Here is a 17761-nt window from a genome sequence, read left to right as displayed (position 1 = left end):
ACAGTATCGGCCGGTCGGGACCGTTGACAGGGCTCCGCAGCCCTGCAACACTGAACCTGATGGTTCAGTATTCGAGTCTCGATGCCACGTTCGCGGCGCTGTCGGACCCGACCCGGCGCGGGATCCTCCAGGATCTGCGCGCCGGACCGGCCTCGATCAGCGACCTGGCCGCCCGGTACCGGATGACACCGACCGGGATCACGAAACACGTCCGGCTCCTCGAGGAGGCAGGTCTCGTCGTCACCGAGAAGAAGGGCCGCGTGCGCCACTGCCGGCTCGGCATCAACCGACTCGAGCACGAAGCGGACTGGATCCGCGACCACCAGCAGATGATCGAGGGCCGCATGGACCGCCTTGCGGAGTTCCTCGACCGAACGAAAGGAACGCCATGACAACCACGAATCCCTCTGCCCCGCTTACGGTCACGACTCCCCACGAGCGGGAGATCCGGGTCGAGCGCGTCTTCGACGCCGACCGCGACCGCGTCTGGGCCGCCTACACCGACCCCGAGCTGCTCGCCCGGTGGTGGGGCCGGGGCAACCGCCTCGACGTCGAACGCTTCGAGTTCGAACGGGGTGGACACTGGCGGTTCGTCGAGCACAGCGACGGTGAAGCCCACGGATTCGAAGGGCGATTCCGGGAGATCACCCCCAAGGACCGCATCGTCCAGTCCTTCGAATGGGACGGCATGCCGGCGTACGTCGCCATCGACACCGCGACGTTCGAAGACCTCGGCGACGGCCGCACCCGCGTGGTCACCGTCTCGCAGTTCCACACCTCCGAGGAACGCGACGGCATGCTGAACTCCGGCATGGCCGAGGGTCTCGGCCAGAGCTACGCGGCACTGGACGCACTGCTCGCCCGGACGTGACCGCGCCCGGCACCCGCAGTGCGGGTGCCACGGCCTGCGGGCATCACCGGCCGGGGGCGGTGTCGCCCTCCTCGTCGACCTCGTCGCTCCCCGTCTCGACGATGTCGGCGAACGCCGTGCCCGACACCGTCCCCCCGGTTCCGGGCAGCGTCACCGTGGGGCGCGCCCCCGGCTCGTACCGGCGCTGCATCTCCTCCGCCTGCTCCGATGCCCGGCGCTTCGTGTCCTCGTCGATGTTCTCCAGTGGGTCCTCGGACCTGGGCTGAGTACTCAACTGCTCCGCTCCGTTCCCCTCGCAGTGCGCATCTGTCCGCCGGTCACCCGGCACCCCTCACCATCCTCCGCATCGGCACCCGGCACCACCCCCGACGACGAATCGGCCGAGCCGGACCGCGCAGACCCCGCGCGCCAGTAGGCTCGTGCGCATGGCTGTAACGCCGAGCCGAACTCCGATGTAGGTGGCGCCATGGCAGAACTCGTCCTGGGTCCGGTCCTGCGGCACGTCGGTCGCCGCGACGCCACCGTGTGGGTGGAGACGTCGGACCCGTGCACCGTCGAGATCCTCGGCCACCGGGAACACACCTGGACCGTTGCCGGTCACCACTACGCACTGGTGGTGATCGACGACCTCGAGTCCGGCTCGACCACTCCGTACGAGGTCCGCCTCGACGGACATCCGGTCTGGCCGCCCCCCGACTTCCCGGCGTCCGTCGTCCGCACCCTCGGCACCGGCCGCCCCCTCGAACTGATCTTCGGTTCGTGCCGGTTCGCCACCACGGCCGCCACCGAGAACGACGACAAGCTCGGCGCCGACGCGCTCGACGCGTACGCGCAGCGCATGACGACCCGGGCACCGGACCGCTGGCCCGACGCGCTGCTGCTCCTCGGCGACCAGGTCTACGCCGACGAACTGTCCGCCCAGACCCTCGAGCGGGTCCGCGAGCGCCACGACCTCGACGAGCCTCCCGGCCCGCAGGTCCGCAACTACGAGGAGTACACCTGGCTCTACGCCGAGTCGTGGTCCGACCCCCACGTGCGCTGGCTGCTGTCCACCGTCCCCACCTCGATGATCTTCGACGACCACGACGTGCACGACGACTGGAACACCTCGCAGTCCTGGCGCGACGAGGTCGAAGCCACCTCGTGGTGGGAGGAACGCATCGTCGGCGCCCTCGCGTCGTACTGGGTGTACCAGCACCTCGGCAACCTCGATCCCGCCGAGCTCGCGGGCAACGAGCTGTACCAGCGCGTCCGCAAGTGCGACGGGGATGCTGAGCCGCTGCTGCGGGAATTCGCGTCGGCCGCGGACGAGGAGGCCGACGGCGCGAAGGGCACCCTGTGGTCCTTCCGGCGCGACCTCGGGAACGTCCGGTTGCTGGTGATCGACTCGCGCTGCGGCCGGATCCTGGCCGGCGGGCGTCGCGAGATGGTCTCGGACCCGGAGTTCTCCTGGATCGAGCGGCAGACGGAGGGCGACTACGACCACCTGCTCGTCGGGACGTCGCTGCCCTGGCTGCTGCCGCGGGCGCTGCACGACCTCGAGTCCTGGGACGAGCGGCTCGCCGCCGGGGTGCGCGGAAAACGGGTCGCCGGCTGGGCGGAGATCGTCCGCCGCGGCGCGGACCTCGAGCACTGGGCGGCGTTCCGCGACTCGTTCGACCGGCTCGCCCGGCTCTTCGCGGAGATCGGCCGGGGCCGCTGCACCGGACCGTCCGGCCGTCCGCCGGCCACGATCTGCGTGCTCTCGGGCGACGTGCACCACGCCTACGTCGCGCAGGCACGGTTCCCGGATCCGATGTCGACCCGGGTGTTCCAGCTGACCTGCTCGCCGTTGCACAACTATGTGCCCGCCGCGGTCCGGGCGGTGTTCCGCGTCTCCTGGAGCCGGGCGATGGAACGGGCCGTGCGTTTCGTGCTCGGACGGGTGTCGGAGGTGCCCCCGGTACCGATCGAGTGGACCCGCGCGACCGGGCCGTTCTTCGGCAACCAGATCGCGACGCTGCGCCTGGCCGGCCGCGCCGCCCATCTGCTGCTGGAACGTTCCGAACGGGTCCCGCGCGGGCCCGTCGGCTTCACCACCACCGCCGACCTGGTGCTGTCGGCACCGGAGGGCGCCCCGTGAGACCGCGCACGCCGGTGCGGGCGTCGTGACCCGAACGCGTTCGTGGTGGGGCTGGGGCACCGTCGAGGACGCCGTACGCGGCGGGGAACTGCGGGAGCTGATCGCACGCGCCTCGGCTCTGCTGCCCGGCGCCGACCTGACCGACCACCCGCCACCGGACATCGCGTCGCTCGGACTACCGCCCGCACGCATCGCGGCGCCCGATTCCCTTGCGCCGCTGTGTTCCTCCGACCCGGTGGATCGGGCAGCCCACACCCACGGCCGCGCGTTCCGGGATGTGGTGCGGAACCTGCTCGGCGACCTGCGCCATCCGCCCGATCTCGTCGTGCGGCCGACCACCGAAACCGAGATCGTGGACGTGCTGGACTGGTGCGCCGGGGCGCGCGTCGCCGTGATCCCGTTCGGCGGCGGCAGTTCCGTCGTCGGTGGTGTCGAGCCGCGAGTGGACGGCGACTTCGCCGGTGTGGTGAGCCTGGATCTCACCGGCCTCGAGGGGGTTCGGGAGATCGACCCCACGAGCCGGGCGGCCCGCATCGGGGCGGGCACCCTGGGCCCGGCGCTCGAGGACGGCCTGCGCCCGTCCGGTCTGACGCTGCGGCACTTCCCGCAGTCCTTCGAGTTCTCCACCCTGGGCGGCTGGCTGGCGACGCGTTCGGGAGGTCACTTCGCGACCGGGTACACCCACATCGACGATCTGGTCGAGTCGATGCGGGTCGTCACCCCCGCGGGCACGTGCGAGTCGCGGCGCCTGCCCGGCTCGGGAGCGGGTCCGTCACCGGATCGCCTGTTCCTCGGCTCCGAGGGGACGCGCGGAATCGTGACCGAGGCCTGGATGCGGCTGCAGCCTCGCCCCCGGTGGCGAGCCGACGCCTCGGTGCACTTCGCCGACTACGGCGCGGCGGTGGCCGCGACGCGCGCCGTCGCCCAGTCGGGGCTGCGTCCCGCCAACTGCCGGCTGCTGGACCCCGTCGAGGCGTTCGTCAACGCGGGCACGGCGTCCCCCGGCGGTGTCCTCCTGCTCGCCTTCGAGTCCGCCGATCACCCGGTGGACGCGTGGTTGGACCGGGCTGTCGACCTGTGCCGCGGGCACGGCGGCACCCTGCCGGAGCCGCCGCGGCACTCGTCCGGGGACGGGACCGACACGGGCGCCGCGGGACGGTGGCGGTCGTCGTTCCTGCGCATGCCGTACCTGCGCGATGCCCTGGCCGCCCGATCGATGATCGTCGAGACCTTCGAAACCGCGTGCACCTGGGACGTTTTCGACACCCTGCGGGAGGCGGTGCACGACGCCGCGAACGAGGCGCTGCGCCGGGCGGGCGCGACGGGGGTGGTCGCATGCCGGTTCAGTCACGTGTACCCGGACGGCCCCGCCCCCTACTTCGGCATCTACGCCGCGGGCCGGTGGGGCAGCACGGTGGCGCAGTGGGACGACATCAAGGCCGCCGTGTCGGAGGCACTCCTGAGCGCCGGCGGCACGATCACCCACCACCACGCGATCGGCCGCGATCACCGGCCCTGGTACGACCGTCAACGGCCCGGCCCGTTCGCCGCGGTCCTGCAGGCGGCCAAGGCGGCGCTCGATCCGGCGGGCATCCTGAATCCGGGGGTGCTGATCGGTCCCGTGCCGGACCGTCCTACGCCGTCGTGAACCGGTCCAGGATCGAACGGGCACACCGCACCACGGTGCCGCGGTCGTACGAGACGACGTAGTCGAACTCGCGATCGAGGTCGTCGGTGCCCCGATGCCGGTCCACGGCCGACAGGACACACGCGAAGTACGGGCCGAGGACGACGACGTTCCACTCCTCGACGAGCGGGTCGTCCGGGTCCAGCGACGCGTGGTGAATGCGTGCCTCCGCGCAGGGTCCGAGGCCCACGCCGTACACCCCGGCGTACGCGACCCGATCCGCCAGGTACTGCCAGCGCGCTCGGGTGCGCTCCCCGAAGTTGCGGGCGTACTGGAAGGTGCCGAGCACGATGGTCTCCGGGCCCGCGGCGCCGGCCTGATTCTCGAGACTCGTGCTCATCGCGACGAGCAGACGCTTGACGCTGTGCACGGGCCGGCGCCCGTCCGAGGCGATCGCGAACGGTGTGCTCGTCTCCGCGGAGGGTGCGCCGCGGACGGGGATGGGCGGGAAGGGGTCGACCCTGTCCCCCGCGAGCTGTTCCGGGGTGTCGACTGCGGGATAGAGCGCCCCGAGCCCGTAGGTGGCCCCGAGGGCCAGGGCCCGTCGCCGGCACAGTTCCGTATCGACGCCGTCCGCGATCACCAGCGCACCGGTCCGTTCGACCTGTGCGGCCACGGCGTGCGCGGTACGGGCCGTGGCATCGTCCGCGCGGTGGGCCGACAGCCGCGGCGCCAGGACGATCACGTCCGGCTCGACGAGCGGCAGCAGGGCCAGGGACTGCGGCCGCGACCCGACGTCGTCGACGGCGACGACCTTGCCGCGGCGACGGGCGTCGGCCACCGCGCGCAACGTCCGCGACGGGTCGGCGATCAGGGACTCCTCGGTGATCACCACGACATCGTGCCGCAACCCTTCCGCGTCGGGGACGTCCAGGGTCTCGACCGATTCGATGTCCATCGCCACCAGCGCGGGAACGGTCCGGACCGGCCGCGACTGCGCGACCGACCATTTGAGGCGGTCGAGGTGCCGCTTCTCGCTCATCGTCCGTGCCGCGGCCCGCAGCGCCTCCGCGGTGGCGAGCGGCCCGTCTGCGGGTCCGCGCAGCTGGACCTCCACCGCGGCGAGCGCACCCGAGTCGAGGCGGCGCACCGGCGCGTAGAACGGCGTCACCTGCAGACCCGCGGCCCCGGGAACCGCGGGCCGGGAGGGATCGGCGAGGACGAACACCATGTGCCCAGCGTCGCACGGGCGACCTGCCCGGCAAAGGCCGGACGAGGGACCGGTCCCGACCTTCCCCAGCCGGGACCGGGGTCAGACGGCGGCGACGAGCACCGCGGCGAGGCCGCCGACGAGCACCACCACCGACACCCCGATCAGGAGCGACCCGGCGATCGACGCCGCCACCAGGCCACCGCCGAGACCGAAGAGCGCGAGCAGGATCCACCCGACTCTCGGACTCTCGACGAGCGTTGCAGCCCGTTCGCCGGAGATCTCGGGGATTGCCGGTGTGGTCGCCATGGTCACGTCCCAACCTCGTGCGCACCGCACGGCCGCGCTCGACCGTTGCTGCTGATACTCGTGAGCCTGCCGTGCACGAGCATTCCTCCCTCCGGTGACGTTCCCACCCTCACTCACATCACCGAACGGCAACATTCGATCACGAACGAATAACAGGGCCGGTAGTGGCGCTTCGGCGACCGCATCTCCGCGCGGGCGCAGTCCCTCTTCGAGAACTGCGGGCACCTCCCCGTCGGGAATCGGGGCCGACGCAGCCGAGCGCGTCCGTCGTCCGTCGTCGTTCAGTTCTCGGGCCGGCGGTCCGGGGTGAGTTCGAATACCGGGTGGCGGTCGGCCTCCGCCTCGAATTCCTCCGTCGAGGCGTCGCGGCCGGCCCGGAAGTAGTCCCGGGTGGCGGACGCGACGCCGACGTACGTCCGCAGGACCGGGCCGGCCTCGTGCGCCGGCACCTCTCGGATCGCGTAGTGGCGGGTGCGGAAGCGGCGGGTCAGGCCCACGCGGCCGGAGGCGCGCGCGTTGAGCACCCACGGCACCGCACCGTAGGGCGCCACCAGCCAGCGCCGGCCCGCATGCTCGACGACGGTGACGGGGTTGGCGCGGGTGCGGCCGGTGCGACGCCCTCGAGTGGTCAGCAGGTACGAATGCGGGACGACGCCGGCCCGCACCAACGCGCTCATCACGACGTTCTCCAGGCGGTGGGTGCGGCCCCTGCGATACCGGCGGGGCTCGCCGGGCCGGGAGTCGGACTTCACATCGCACTCCTCTGTACGGAGGACAGGTGAGCCGGACTCGCGCACCCGCGCAGCGTCTGCCGGACTCGTCCACTGCACGTTCGCGGTCGGGCACACGGATGTCAACCGGTCCCGGCAGGTGACCGGTCATCGAACGGGTCTGCGCAGCCGGAGCGCCGGCGGGTGCGCTCGACAGAGCTCCACCCCGGGTGCCTAAGGTGACCGCATACGGTGACTGCGGCCCGCCGTGCCGGCTCTACGGCCGCCCCGCGGGGTCCACGGCCGCCGCACGGGGGACCGCAGCCCCGCCGAATCGAGGAGGAACGACGATGAGCGATCGCACCCCGAGCCAGTGGGAAGAGATCACCGCGGCCGACCCCGCACATTCCACCTGGTACGTCGAGCGGTTCCGGACGATGGCGTCGGAAGGCAAGGACATCGTCGGCGAAGCCCGGCTGGTCGACGCCATGCTCGACCGCGGCGGACGAGTCCTCGACGCGGGCTGCGGCCCGGGACGGATCGGTGGCTATCTGCACGATGCCGGTCACGTGGTGGTCGGCGTCGACGTGGATCCGGTCCTGATCGCTGCTGCGGAACAGGACCATCCCGGCCCGACCTGGCTCGTCGGCGATCTCGCCGAACTGGATCTGCCGGCCCGCGGTGTCGCGGCCGATTTCGATGTCATCGTCTGCGCGGGCAACGTGATGACCTTCCTGGCGCCCTCCACTCGCGGTGCGGTCCTGGCGGGCTTCGCCCGTCATCTCGCCCCGACGGGTCGGGCGGTCGTGGGGTTCGGCGCGGACCGGGGCTACGAGTTCCCGCAGTTCCTCGCCGACGCCGCGGCCGGCGGTCTCGCGGTGGACCTGAAGCTCTCGACCTGGGATCTGCGCCCGTTCACCGACGGGTCCGGGTTCCTGGTCGCGGTGCTGTCGCGCGCGGACTGATCCCCGTCCCTTCCGCCGGTGCCGGACCCGGACGCAGGTCACGCCCCCTCGGATGTGTTCTCCCTCACACAGTGTTACCCGTCGGTAGGTGCCGGGTAGCCGAACGATGTCACGTCGGTGAGCCCCATCGATGACATCGACCGAAGGAGCGAACGCACGATGACCAAGACCGACACCGCCACGCTGCTCACCCAGCTGCGAGCACTGCTCGACCTGACCAACACCGAGATCCAGGTCGCCGAGACCCGGATCGCCCAGGCCCGCACCGAGGCGGTCCGCCGCGAACTGACCGAGAACGCAGCCAACGGCCGCGACCGCGCCGAGGCCATCGAACGCACCATCCGCGAACTGGGCGGCCTGCCCGACGTCATCGGCCCGTTCGTCGGCCGCGCCGCCGCCGCGGTGAAGGCCATGGCCGAACAGGCCCAGCCGTTCGACGAGGCGCTCCTGGGCGACCTCGCGCTCGAGCACCAGCTTCTCGACCGCGCCCGCTACCTCAAGGCCCTCGCCACGGCCGCCCAGACCCCCGCGGTCGTCGGCCTGGCCGATCGTCTGATCACCGCCCACAGCGCGACCGTGGAGTGGTTGACCACCGTCCTGGCCGAGGACGCCCTCGGCGGGCCCGCCGCGCTGCGACGGACCCCGCTGCAGGCCGCCGCCGGCGCGGCCGTGCGCATCGTCAACGTCCCGCTGATGTGGTCCACGCGCGGCATCGACCGCGCGATCGACGCCGCCCGCTCGACCCGGCCCGCCCTGGGGTCGCTGCTGGCCCGTGGCGCACATGCCGGCGACGTCGCCAGCAAGACCCTCACGGCCAGCCGGGACGCGGCGCTCGAGACCGCCGAACGGATCACCCGCCGCGAAGGTGCGGACGGGACCGCCCGGGCCATCCACACGGCGCGCAGCGCCACCGGCATCCTCTCCGCCGAGGAACTTCCGATCGCCGACTACGACAGCCTCAACGTCTCCCAGGCGGTCGCCGAGGTCAAGGAACTGACCGAACCGGCCGACGTGCGCGCGATCGTCGCATACGAGGAGGCCCACAAGAACCGGCACGGGGTCGTGTCGGCCGCCCAGACCCGCCTGGCCGCCATCGCCCAGGAGGTCGTCGGGCTCCACTGATCGACCGTCGCAGCAGATCGCCGGGTTCCGCGCCGCGGGGCCCGGCGATCGCTTGTGGGCCGGACCGTCCCACCCACGTCTCGGCCCGACCCGCGGCGCGGACGAGCCGGCAGGCGGTGGGATGATGACGGGCGTGCCGATGCCCTCACCGCTTCCCGTCAAGGACGGGATCGGACCGACGCGCCTGCGCGTCCCGGCGTCGGGCCCGTGGGCAACGATCGCCGCGTACGTCGTCGCGAGGTTCGACCACCTGGACGCCGACGACCTGTACCGGCGGTTCGACGCCGGCGAGATCGTGGGTTCCGACGGCAGTCCGATCGGTCGTGGCACCGCGCTGGGCGCGCACCGGTTCATCTGGTACTACCGCGATCTGCCGGTGGAGGAACCGATGCCGTTCCAGGAGGAGATCCTGCATGTCGACGACGATCTCGTCGTGATCGACAAACCGCACTTCCTCCCGACCACCCCGGGCGGACGATACCTGCGCGAGTCCGCGCTCGTCCGGTTGCGGACCCGCCTCGACAACCCGGACCTGACACCGATCCATCGACTCGACCGAGCGACCGCCGGCCTGGTGATGTTCTCGGCCCGCCCCGCGACGCGCGGCGCCTACCAGTCGCTGTTCGAAAAGCGGCGGGTCGTCAAGGTTTACGAGGCGGTGTCGGCGCGACCGCCCGGGTGGGACCCGGACGCACCGGCGCTTGCCGGTCGCGCCCTGCCCACCGTCTACCGCAACCACATCGAGGCGCGGCGCGGCGAACTACGGGTGGTCGTCGACAACCTCCGTGAGCCCAATGCCGAGACGGTGGTGGAGGTGTGCGGGACCGGCGTGAGCGCCTCCGGACGTGCTGTGCTGCACACGGTTCTGCGTCCACACACCGGACGGATGCACCAGTTGCGGGTGCATCTGGCGGCGCTCGGCGCCGGGATCCTGGGCGACCGTTGGTATCCCGACCTGCTGCCCGAGGCCCCGGACGATCATTCCCTCCCACTCCAATTGCTCGCGCGGGAACTGGAATTCAGAGATCCGCTGTCGGGGACGCCGCGGAGGTTCGTCACCCGCCGGACGCTGGGCGAGGCACCCGTGCCGGGGTGCTGAGCGCAGCGTGCGCGGTGGCGTCGCGCTCGGCAACCTGGGGGAGGCGACGGCAGACACCGAGCCGGTGTCCCCGACGTCGGGGCCCCACTACACGTTGAAGCGGAACTCCACGACGTCGCCGTCCGCCATGACGTAGTCCTTGCCCTCCATGCGGACCTTGCCGCGGGCCTTCGCCTCGGCCATCGATCCGGCCGAGTCGAGGTCCTCGAAGGAGACGACCTCGGCTTTGATGAAGCCCCGCTCGAAGTCGGAGTGGATGACACCGGCGGCCTGCGGGGCGGTCGCGCCCTGCGGGATGGTCCAGGCCCGGGCCTCTTTCGGACCGGCGGTGAGGTAGGTCTGCAGGCCGAGAGTGTGGAAGCCGACGCGGGCGAGCGAGTGCAGGCCCGGCTCGGTCTGTCCGATGGACTCGAGCAGTTCCTGGGCCTCGTCGGCCTCGAGCTCGATCAGCTCGGATTCGACCTTCGCGTCGAGGAACACACAGTCGGCCGGCGCGACGGCCGCGCGGAGCTCCTGCTGCTTCGCCTCGTCGGTGAGCACCGCCTCGTCCGCGTTGAACACGTACAGGAACGGCTTGGTCGTCATGAGGTTCAGCTCGCGCAGCAGGCCGAAGTCGAGCGAGTCCTTCGCCGCGAACAGGGTCTTCCCCTCGTTGAGCACGCCCTGGGCCTTGACGGCCTCGTCGAACAGCGGCTTGAGTTCCTTGTTCTTCTTCGCCTCCTTCTCGAGGCGCGGCAGGGCCTTCTCCAGGGTCTGCAGGTCGGCGAGGATCAGCTCCGTCTCGATGATCTCGATGTCCGCGAGCGGGTCGACGCGGCCGTCGACGTGGACGACGTCGTCGTCGGCGAACACCCGCACGACCTGGCAGATGGCGTCGGCCTCGCGGATGTTGGCGAGGAACTTGTTGCCGAGCCCGGCGCCCTCGGAGGCGCCCTTGACGATGCCGGCGATGTCGACGAACGACACGGTCGCAGGCAGGATGCGCTGCGACCCGAAGATCTCGGCGAGCCGCTCCAGCCGCGGATCGGGCAGCTCGACGACGCCGACGTTCGGCTCGATGGTGGCGAACGGGTAGTTCGCGGCAAGCACTTCGTTCTTGGTCAGCGCGTTGAACAGCGTCGACTTTCCGACGTTGGGAAGACCGACGATTCCGAGGGTTAGGCTCACAGAATCGATATTCTACGGGGTCGCGGTCACGCCCCCGTCATCCGCACGGCGCGCGACGGCCACCAGCCAGTCGGCGTCGTCGTGCCACGGCCGCAGGTCCCAGGTGGCGAAACGCTGCTCGAGTACCAGGCCGGCGGCCGCGAGGTCGGCGGCGAACTGCGACGGACGGTATGCCGCGCCGGTGGTGAACCCGGCGACGAACACCCCGCCCGGGCGCAGGTGCGCGGCGATCCGCCCGAGCACGGACCGCTCGGAGCCGGGCGCGAGGAACACCATCACGTTGCCGGCCGAAACCACCGCATCGAACCTCGGGCCCGGCAGATCCAGCTGCGCCAGGTCGGCGAGATGCACGGTCAGCTCCGGGTGCGACCGGGCCGCCTCCACGAGCACCGGGTCGAGATCGACCGCGGTCACCCGATGGCCCCGCCGGGCCAGCTCGAGCCCGACGCGGCCGGTGCCGCAGCCGGCGTCGAGGATCCGCGCGCCACGCGGGACGAGCACGTCGACGAACCGGGCCTCGCCGTGCAGATCCGTCCCCGCGTGCGCGAGTTCGGCGAACCGCTCGATGTAGGCGCGGGAGTCGTCGGCGCTACGCTCGGACTGCCATCGCGTCGCGGAGCTCGACCCGATGCCCCGGTCGTCAGCAGGCGACACGGACGAGTTGCGAGATCCGGCCGGCCTGCTCCTCGGTGGGCGCGGTGTCCCCGTTCTGCGCCAGCTCGCCGACCTTGGCGATCACCTCCTGATCGCTCGCGCCGGAGTCGATCAGCGGGCACGTCTCGATGACGATCGCCTCGATGGAGGCGTCGTCGCGGTCGGCGGCGAGGTTGGGGTAGCCGGTGCGGAACGCGGCCACGAACGTCGCGAGCTTCGCCTCGTCGAAGGCGCCGCGCGCCCGCTCGGCGACGCTCGACGCGGCCGAGGCGAGGCTCGAGGCGGCCCCGCCGATCGTTGTGCGCGCCGCATCGGACTCGTTCGACGCGTCGTCACCGGAACTGCAGGACACGAGCACGACAGCCGCGGCACTCGCGGCCAGCACGGCGGTGAACTTCTTCATGGCCGAAAGCCTGCCACGATCCGTGGGTTTCGCGCCGGTGAACCGCCCCCCGAGCCGCCGTTCCCGTAGATTGCAGACGGAGCCCGATCCGCGGCGTCGAGAGCATCGGAAGGACCGTCCGTTGAGCGATGTGCAGAGCACCGAGCGCAAGCCACCGGCACCGAAACCGGACCGCACCACGCTGATCGCCTCCGGCGGGCTGGCGCTGGCGAAGTGGTCGGCGGCGCTGGTCGTGATCGCGGCGGGCGCGCTGGTCATCGGCTGGATCATCGAGAAGATGTGGGTGATCGTCCTGCCCGTGGCACTGGCGATCGTCGTCGCCACCATGCTGTGGCCGCCCACCCGCGGCATGATGAAGCGCGGCGTGCCGCCCGCGGCCTCCGCCGGCCTGACGCTGTTCCTGTTCTTCGCGATCGTCGGCGGCATCATCGCGGGCATCGTCCCGTCGGTGGTGGCGCAGGCACCGGAACTCGCGAACAAGACCACCGACGGCATCAACAAGGTGCTGGACTGGGTGCAGGGCCCCCCGTTCAACCTGAAGGACGAGCAGCTCGAGAACGCGACCCAGGTCGTGATCGACAAGGTCCAGGAGAGCGGCGCCACCATCGCCAGCGGCGTGTTCACCGGCGTCAGCACGGCCGGTTCCCTGCTGGTGACGATCGGCCTGGTCCTCGTCCTGGTGTTCTTCTTCATCAAGGACGGGCCGCGATTCATCCCGTGGGTGCACGCCGTCGGTGGCGGTCGTGCCGGGCGGCACCTGGAAGAGGTGCTGATCCGGATGTGGAACACCCTCGGCGGGTTCATCCGCACGCAGGCGCTCGTCAGCTTCATCGACGCGTTCTTCATCGGTCTGGGCCTGGTCATCCTCGGGGTGCCGCTGGCGCCGGTGCTGGCGATCCTCACCTTCATCGGTGGGTTCATCCCGATCGTCGGTGCCTTCGTCGCCGGAGCGCTCGCCGTCCTCGTGGCGCTCGTCGCGAACGGGCTGACCACCGCGATCATCGTTCTCGTCATCATCATCGCGGTGCAGCAGCTCGAGGGGAACGTGCTCCAGCCCGTGCTGCAGTCGCGCAGCATGCATCTGCATGCGGTGGTCGTGCTGCTCGCCGTCACCGCAGGATCGTCGCTGTTCGGCATCATCGGCGCGTTCCTCGCCGTCCCCGTCGCGGCCGTCGCCGCGGTGGTGCTGCGTTACGTCGGCGAGCAGATCGACGAGCGCAGCGCTGCGACGGACGAACTCGAGACGACCGAGGAGACCCCGGCACTGCCACCGGCACCGGCCGAGCCCGGCCCGGCCTGATCGGCCGGGCTCAGCCGGCGATCTCCACCGTGGACCCGGCGCGGCCGCGCACGACGTGCAGGCGGCTGGGGATACGCTGACGCATTTCGTCGACGTGGCTGACCACGCCGACCACCCGGCCGCCGGCGCGCAGTTCGTCGAGCACGCCCATCACCGCGTCGAGCGCGTCGGCGTCGAGCGTGCCGAACCCCTCGTCGATGAACATCGTGTCGAGCACCAGTCCCCCGGATTCGGCGGCGACGACATCTGCGAGCCCGAGCGCCAGCGCCAGCGACGCCTGGAACGACTCGCCGCCCGAGAGGGTCTTCGTGGACCGCACCACACCGGTGTATTCGTCGTGGATGTCGAGCCCGAGGCCACCGCGCTTGCCGTGCGTGCCTGCCGCATCGGAGTGCACGAACTCGTAGCGGCCACCGGACATGCGCCGCAGCCGCACCGAGGCCGATTCGGCGACCTCCTCGAGGCGGGCCGCGAGGACGTACGAGCGCAGCGACATCTTGCGCGCATTCTGCCCGGTGCCCGCGACGACTTCGGCGAGGGCCGCGAGTTCGGCCTGCTCGTCCCGCAGCGGCACCAGCTTCGCGTACTCGTCTTCGAGGCGCGTCGCGAACTTCTCGATGTCGGCGTGGCGTCGCTCGGCCTCGGAGGCTGCGGAGACGGCCGCGGCCAGTGCGGCCGCACTGCGCGCGACCGCGCCCTCCGGTTCGGCCAGGTCCACCGGGTCGTCGCCGACCCGTGCCGTATCCGGGTCGTCGAGCACGCCCTGCGCCGCCGCGCGCCGGTCGGCCGCCGCGCGCAGCACCTGGTCGATCTCGCGCAGACGCGCCTCGGGACGGACGGCCGCCAGGGCCTGCTCGACGCTCGCGAATCCCGCCCGTTCCGCGGCTGCGGCCGCCTCCCGGGCACGTTCGCGCGCGCTCGTCGCCGCGTTCGCGGCCCGAACCCGGGCGTCGAGCAGGTTCGCCGCGGCGGCGGCGAGCGTCGCGATCCGACGTCGGCGGGTGGCGAGGGAGTCTTCGTCCCCGGCTGCCGCGGTGATGCGGGCACGGATCTCGTCGGCCTCCGCGGCGGCGCTCTCCTCGCGGTGCGCAGCCTGGGCGGCCTCGACATCCACCGCGTGCGCCTGCTCGCGCAGGTCGGCGTCGAGCTGGCGCAGCCGCGCGATCTCACCGCGGTGGCGCTCGCATTCGGCCGCGGTGGCCGCCGCCGCGGCGTGCGCGGCGGCGGCCCCGGCCCGCGCCTCGGTGAGTTCTTCGAGACCGGCGTCGCCGCAGCGCTGCCGCAGCACCGCGACGGTGTTGGCGAGGTCCGCGACGGCCGCCTGCGCCCGCGTCAGTTCCGCGCCGGCTCGCTGCTCGGCGTCCCGGGCCGCGTCCTCGTCCGCCTTGGTGGCGGTGTCCGGCGCCGGCCGGGCCGGGGACGGATGAGCGGTGGCTCCGCACACCACGCACGGATGCCCGTCGACCAGCTCGGTGGCCAGTTCCGCGGCCATCCCGGCGATGCGGCGCTCACGCACGTCGAGCAGGGCGGTGCGCGCGTCGAGGTGTGCGTCGCGACGGGCGACGACCTCGTCCTCGAGCCGGTGCAGCTGCGGGGCCAGGTTCTGCAGTTCGGTGGCGGCGGCGAGGGCGTCGCTGGTTCGCGTGAGGTCGGCCTCGAGCCGGGGAAGGGTGGCGGCGGCCTGCTCGGACTCGCGCGCGGCCTTCTCCGCAGCGTCGCGGCGACCGGGGAGTTCGTCCAGTTCCTCGGCGATCCGTTCGGCGCGCACCGCCAGATCGCGGCGCTGCTGCTGCAGGGCGGCGCGGTCGGTCTCGAGCAGGATCAGCCGCTGCTCCTGCTCGAGCAGGCCGTCGAGGCGGACCACCTCCGCCGACCAACGCTGTTCGTGGGGCCGGATCAGTCCGCGGTCGGCGTCGGCGGGGGAACCGTCGAGCTGCGCGACGAGGGCCCGACCCTCCCGGTCGGCGGCGAGGGGCGCGGCCGCGTCCACCGCGGCGGCATGGGCGGTGGCGGCGGCTTCGGCGGCGCGGTGCGCGTCCCGGGCGATCTCGACGACCGGCGCCGCCCGCCGGGCCGTGTCGAGTTCGGCGGTCAAAGTCTGCAGCTCGGCGGCCGCGGCATCCAGCTCGGCGAGCTCGGCGACCGCGCGGGCGCGGCGTTCCTGGCACCGTCGCAGCTCGGTCGCCTCCGCGAGGGCCGCCCGATCGCGGATGTCGTCGGCGCGCGCACGGTCGAGTGCCGCCAGCGCGAGGTCCCGGTTCTCGGCGGCGTCGTCGCGCAGTCGATGCGCCCACACGACCGGTTCGGAGTCGGCGCCCGCCTCGAGGCCGGCGGCCGCGCTGACCTTGGCGAGGAGCAGGTCGACGGCACGCTGCTGTTCCTCGAGGCGGGTGGCTGCGGCACTGCGCCGGTCCTTGAACCAGCGTTCGACGGAGCCGAATCGGGTGGTGTCGAACAGCCGCTCGAGCAGCTTGCCGCGGTCCTCGCTGTCGGCGCGCAGGAACTTCGCGAACTCGCCCTGCGGCAGCAGCACGACCTGGAAGAACTGCTCGGCGCTCATCCCGAGCAGCCGCCGGACGGCCTCCCCGATGTCGGGCAGCCGGGAGAGGTGCTCACCCGAGCCGTCGAGCCAGGTCAGGCTCGCTTTGGCGTTCTGCTTGACGGTCCCGGTCCCGCGCAGCTTCGGACGCTCGTAGTCGGGGCTGCGCACGATCCGCAGCCGCCGGCCGGCGACGGTCGCCTCGAGGCTCACCTGGGGTGCGGTGCCGGCGGGGGCGTGATCGGACAGCAGCCGGCGCCCGTCGGCGCGGGCCCCGGGCACCGTGCCGTACAGGGCGAACGCCACCGCATCGAGGATGGAGGTCTTGCCGGCGCCGGTGCGGCCGTGCAGCAGGAACAGTCCGTCGGCGCCGAGTTCGTCGAAGTCCACCCGCACGGTGTCGGCGAACGGGCCGAACGCGGTGACCTCCAGCTGGTGCAGCCTCACGCGGACGCCTCCCCCGGTGCGACGGTCTGCTCGGTTCCGACACCCGCGGCGCGGTCGACGTCGCGCAGCGCCTGCTGTACCCAGCGCAGCTCCCGCGCGGACGGCTCGGAGCGCACGTCGGTGAGGAACTCCCGGGCGATGTCGAGGTCGGTCCGGCCGCGCACCTTCTGCCGATAGGTGCCGGTCGAGGTCGCGACGGGCGGGTCCCACTCGACGTGGACGGCCCGGGGGAAACGGGCCTGCAGCCGACGCATCGCGTCGAGGGGGCGCACGGCGTCGGTGAGAACGGCCGAGACGTAGTGCTCCTCCGCCGCGGCGTGCGCGTCGTCGGTGAGCAGCTCGTCGAGGACGCCGGTGAGACGGCTCAGGCCCCGCACGACTGGCAGGTCGACACGCTCGACGCCCGCCCGCCCGGCCGCATCCAGCTCGACGAGCCACACGGCTTTGCGATGGGTGCGCTCCCCGAACGAGTACGGCAGCGGCGAACCCGAGTAACGGACGTGCTCGGCGACGGTCTGCGGGGAGTGCAGATGACCGAGCGCGACGTAGTCGACGCCGTCGAACGCCGACGCCGGGACGGTTTCGACGCCGCCGACCGAGATGGACCGCTCGGAACCGGAGGCTTCGGCGCCGACGACGAAGGCGTGCGCGAGAACCACGGCGCGGACGCCGCGGGCGCGGGCGTCGGCGCGGACCCGGTTCATCGCCGCGCCGAGGATCTCCGCGTGTGAGCGCGCCTCGGGCACGCCCAGGTCGGCGCGGGTGATCTCCGGCTCCAGGTAGGGGATGCCGTAGAAGGCGACGGTGCCGTGGGCATCGTCGAGCAGGACGGGCCGGTCGATCTGGGAGACCCGGGTGATCAGATGCAGCCCGCCCTCGGCGGCGAACGCCGCGCCCGCGCCCAGGCGGACGGGCGAGTCGTGGTTGCCGGACGTCGCGACGATGACGGCACCGGCCGCGCGGATCGCTTCGAGCCCCGCGTTGCACACCGCGACGGCATCGGCACTCGGGATGGAGCGGTCGTAGACGTCCCCGGCCACCACGACCACGTCGACGTGCCGCTCGGCGACGAGGTCGGCGAGGGCGGCGAGGGCCTGGGCCTGGTCGGACAGCAGATCCACACCGTGGAAGGTGCGGCCGATGTGCCAGTCCGAGGTGTGCAGGATCCGCATGCCGTCAGACCGTAGAGCAGCGCACCGACACGCCGTCGCCCGGT

At 72.2% G+C, this 17761-nt stretch carries 17 protein-coding genes; 8 read left to right on the top strand and 9 right to left on the bottom strand.

Annotated features, from left to right (window positions below; all coding sequences use genetic code 11):
* The first annotated feature begins 59 nt into the window (after positions 1–59).
* Both F1734_RS08575 and F1734_RS08570 read left to right on the top strand, forming a co-directional pair.
* Positions 60–392 carry an ArsR/SmtB family transcription factor gene (locus F1734_RS08575; RefSeq protein WP_010592545.1) on the top strand — a complete coding sequence of 111 codons (333 nt, stop codon included), beginning with the start codon at positions 60–62 and terminating at the stop codon, positions 390–392.
* Positions 389–871: an SRPBCC family protein gene (locus F1734_RS08570; protein WP_010592546.1), complete on the top strand. Its 483-nt coding sequence runs from the start codon at positions 389–391 to the stop codon at positions 869–871. The genes F1734_RS08575 and F1734_RS08570 overlap by 4 nt, the downstream gene beginning before the upstream one ends.
* A gap of 43 nt (positions 872–914) precedes the next feature.
* Here the strand turns inward: F1734_RS08570 and F1734_RS08565 are convergent, their stop codons facing one another.
* Positions 915–1145, bottom strand: a complete 231-nt coding sequence (locus F1734_RS08565) for a hypothetical protein (RefSeq protein WP_026137637.1) — start codon at positions 1143–1145, stop codon at positions 915–917.
* 192 nt (positions 1146–1337) lie between these two features.
* Here F1734_RS08565 and F1734_RS08560 point away from each other — a divergent pair, with 192 nt between their 5' ends.
* Positions 1338–2993 carry an alkaline phosphatase D family protein gene (locus F1734_RS08560; RefSeq protein ID WP_010592548.1) on the top strand — a complete coding sequence of 552 codons (1656 nt, stop codon included), beginning with the start codon at positions 1338–1340 and terminating at the stop codon, positions 2991–2993.
* Between the two features lie 25 nt (positions 2994–3018).
* Positions 3019–4641 carry an FAD-binding oxidoreductase gene (locus tag F1734_RS08555; RefSeq protein ID WP_203011517.1) on the top strand — a complete coding sequence of 541 codons (1623 nt, stop codon included), beginning with the start codon at positions 3019–3021 and terminating at the stop codon, positions 4639–4641.
* On the opposite strand, the gene F1734_RS08550 is transcribed toward F1734_RS08555, so the two are convergent.
* The 3 genes from F1734_RS08550 to F1734_RS08540 form a co-directional block, all read right to left on the bottom strand.
* A complete protein-coding gene (locus F1734_RS08550) occupies positions 4628–5851 on the bottom strand; it encodes an EAL domain-containing protein (RefSeq protein WP_140188396.1) in 1224 nt (407 codons plus the stop codon). The two genes, F1734_RS08555 and F1734_RS08550, sit on opposite strands and share 14 nt — an antisense overlap.
* 81 nt (positions 5852–5932) lie before the next feature.
* A complete protein-coding gene (locus F1734_RS08545; RefSeq protein ID WP_040275512.1) occupies positions 5933–6139 on the bottom strand; it encodes a hypothetical protein in 207 nt (68 codons plus the stop codon).
* 281 nt (positions 6140–6420) lie between these two features.
* Positions 6421–6891, bottom strand: coding sequence for a nitroreductase family deazaflavin-dependent oxidoreductase (locus tag F1734_RS08540; RefSeq protein WP_040275315.1), 471 nt, complete (start codon positions 6889–6891; stop codon positions 6421–6423).
* Between the two features lie 308 nt (positions 6892–7199).
* On the opposite strand from F1734_RS08540, the gene F1734_RS08535 reads away from it, so the two are divergent.
* The 3 genes from F1734_RS08535 to F1734_RS08525 all read left to right on the top strand — a co-directional run bounded on the left by F1734_RS08535 (position 7200) and on the right by F1734_RS08525 (position 10035).
* Positions 7200–7814: a class I SAM-dependent methyltransferase gene (locus tag F1734_RS08535; RefSeq protein WP_010592552.1), complete on the top strand. Its 615-nt coding sequence runs from the start codon at positions 7200–7202 to the stop codon at positions 7812–7814.
* 159 nt (positions 7815–7973) lie between these two features.
* On the top strand, positions 7974–8936 hold the full coding sequence (locus tag F1734_RS08530; protein WP_102031923.1) for a hypothetical protein: 963 nt from the start codon (positions 7974–7976) through the stop codon (positions 8934–8936).
* Between the two features lie 121 nt (positions 8937–9057).
* The gene (locus F1734_RS08525; RefSeq protein WP_010592554.1) at positions 9058–10035 is read left to right on the top strand and encodes a pseudouridine synthase; all 978 of its coding nucleotides are present in this window, start codon (positions 9058–9060) and stop codon (positions 10033–10035) included.
* Positions 10036–10122: 87 nt separating this feature from the next.
* Here the strand turns inward: F1734_RS08525 and ychF are convergent, their stop codons facing one another.
* From ychF to F1734_RS08510, 3 genes are read right to left on the bottom strand one after another with little or no spacing between them, the layout of a single operon-like run.
* Positions 10123–11202 carry a redox-regulated ATPase YchF gene (gene ychF, locus F1734_RS08520; protein ID WP_017680264.1) on the bottom strand — a complete coding sequence of 360 codons (1080 nt, stop codon included), beginning with the start codon at positions 11200–11202 and terminating at the stop codon, positions 10123–10125.
* Positions 11203–11214: 12 nt separating this feature from the next.
* A complete protein-coding gene (locus tag F1734_RS08515; protein WP_017680265.1) occupies positions 11215–11856 on the bottom strand; it encodes a class I SAM-dependent methyltransferase in 642 nt (213 codons plus the stop codon).
* Positions 11843–12259 (bottom strand): hypothetical protein, encoded by a 417-nt coding sequence (locus tag F1734_RS08510; protein WP_010592852.1) that lies wholly within the window; start codon positions 12257–12259, stop codon positions 11843–11845. Before F1734_RS08510 ends, F1734_RS08515 begins: the two co-directional genes overlap by 14 nt.
* Positions 12260–12389: 130 nt before the next feature.
* On the opposite strand from F1734_RS08510, the gene F1734_RS08505 reads away from it, so the two are divergent.
* Positions 12390–13559 carry an AI-2E family transporter gene (locus tag F1734_RS08505; RefSeq protein ID WP_010592853.1) on the top strand — a complete coding sequence of 390 codons (1170 nt, stop codon included), beginning with the start codon at positions 12390–12392 and terminating at the stop codon, positions 13557–13559.
* Between the two features lie 10 nt (positions 13560–13569).
* Here the strand turns inward: F1734_RS08505 and F1734_RS08500 are convergent, their stop codons facing one another.
* Positions 13570–16545: an AAA family ATPase gene (locus tag F1734_RS08500; protein WP_017680266.1), complete on the bottom strand. Its 2976-nt coding sequence runs from the start codon at positions 16543–16545 to the stop codon at positions 13570–13572.
* A complete protein-coding gene (locus tag F1734_RS08495; RefSeq protein ID WP_010592855.1) occupies positions 16542–17717 on the bottom strand; it encodes an exonuclease SbcCD subunit D in 1176 nt (391 codons plus the stop codon). Before F1734_RS08495 ends, F1734_RS08500 begins: the two co-directional genes overlap by 4 nt.
* Positions 17718–17761: the final 44 nt, after the last annotated feature.

Origin of the sequence: Rhodococcus ruber, assembly GCF_016804345.1 — a bacterium.
GTDB lineage: Bacteria > Actinomycetota > Actinomycetes > Mycobacteriales > Mycobacteriaceae > Rhodococcus > Rhodococcus ruber.
The sequence above is the reverse complement of the archived record's forward strand: the minus strand, read 5'-3'. Positions and strand labels throughout refer to the sequence as shown.

Excerpts from the sequence above, each read along its gene's own strand:
- F1734_RS08575 (WP_010592545.1), top strand. The coding sequence starts at position 60 with ATGGTTCAGTATTCGAGTCTCGATGCCACGTTCGCGGCGCTGTCGGAC.
- F1734_RS08570 (WP_010592546.1), top strand. The coding sequence starts at position 389 with ATGACAACCACGAATCCCTCTGCCCCGCTTACGGTCACGACTCCCCAC.
- F1734_RS08560 (WP_010592548.1), top strand. The coding sequence starts at position 1,338 with ATGGCAGAACTCGTCCTGGGTCCGGTCCTGCGGCACGTCGGTCGCCGC.
- F1734_RS08550 (WP_140188396.1), bottom strand. The coding sequence starts at position 5,851 with ATGGTGTTCGTCCTCGCCGATCCCTCCCGGCCCGCGGTTCCCGGGGCC.
- F1734_RS08545 (WP_040275512.1), bottom strand. The coding sequence starts at position 6,139 with ATGGCGACCACACCGGCAATCCCCGAGATCTCCGGCGAACGGGCTGCA.
- F1734_RS08535 (WP_010592552.1), top strand. The coding sequence starts at position 7,200 with ATGAGCGATCGCACCCCGAGCCAGTGGGAAGAGATCACCGCGGCCGAC.
- F1734_RS08530 (WP_102031923.1), top strand. The coding sequence starts at position 7,974 with ATGACCAAGACCGACACCGCCACGCTGCTCACCCAGCTGCGAGCACTG.
- F1734_RS08525 (WP_010592554.1), top strand. The coding sequence starts at position 9,058 with ATGATGACGGGCGTGCCGATGCCCTCACCGCTTCCCGTCAAGGACGGG.
- F1734_RS08510 (WP_010592852.1), bottom strand. The coding sequence starts at position 12,259 with ATGAAGAAGTTCACCGCCGTGCTGGCCGCGAGTGCCGCGGCTGTCGTG.
- F1734_RS08495 (WP_010592855.1), bottom strand. The coding sequence starts at position 17,717 with ATGCGGATCCTGCACACCTCGGACTGGCACATCGGCCGCACCTTCCAC.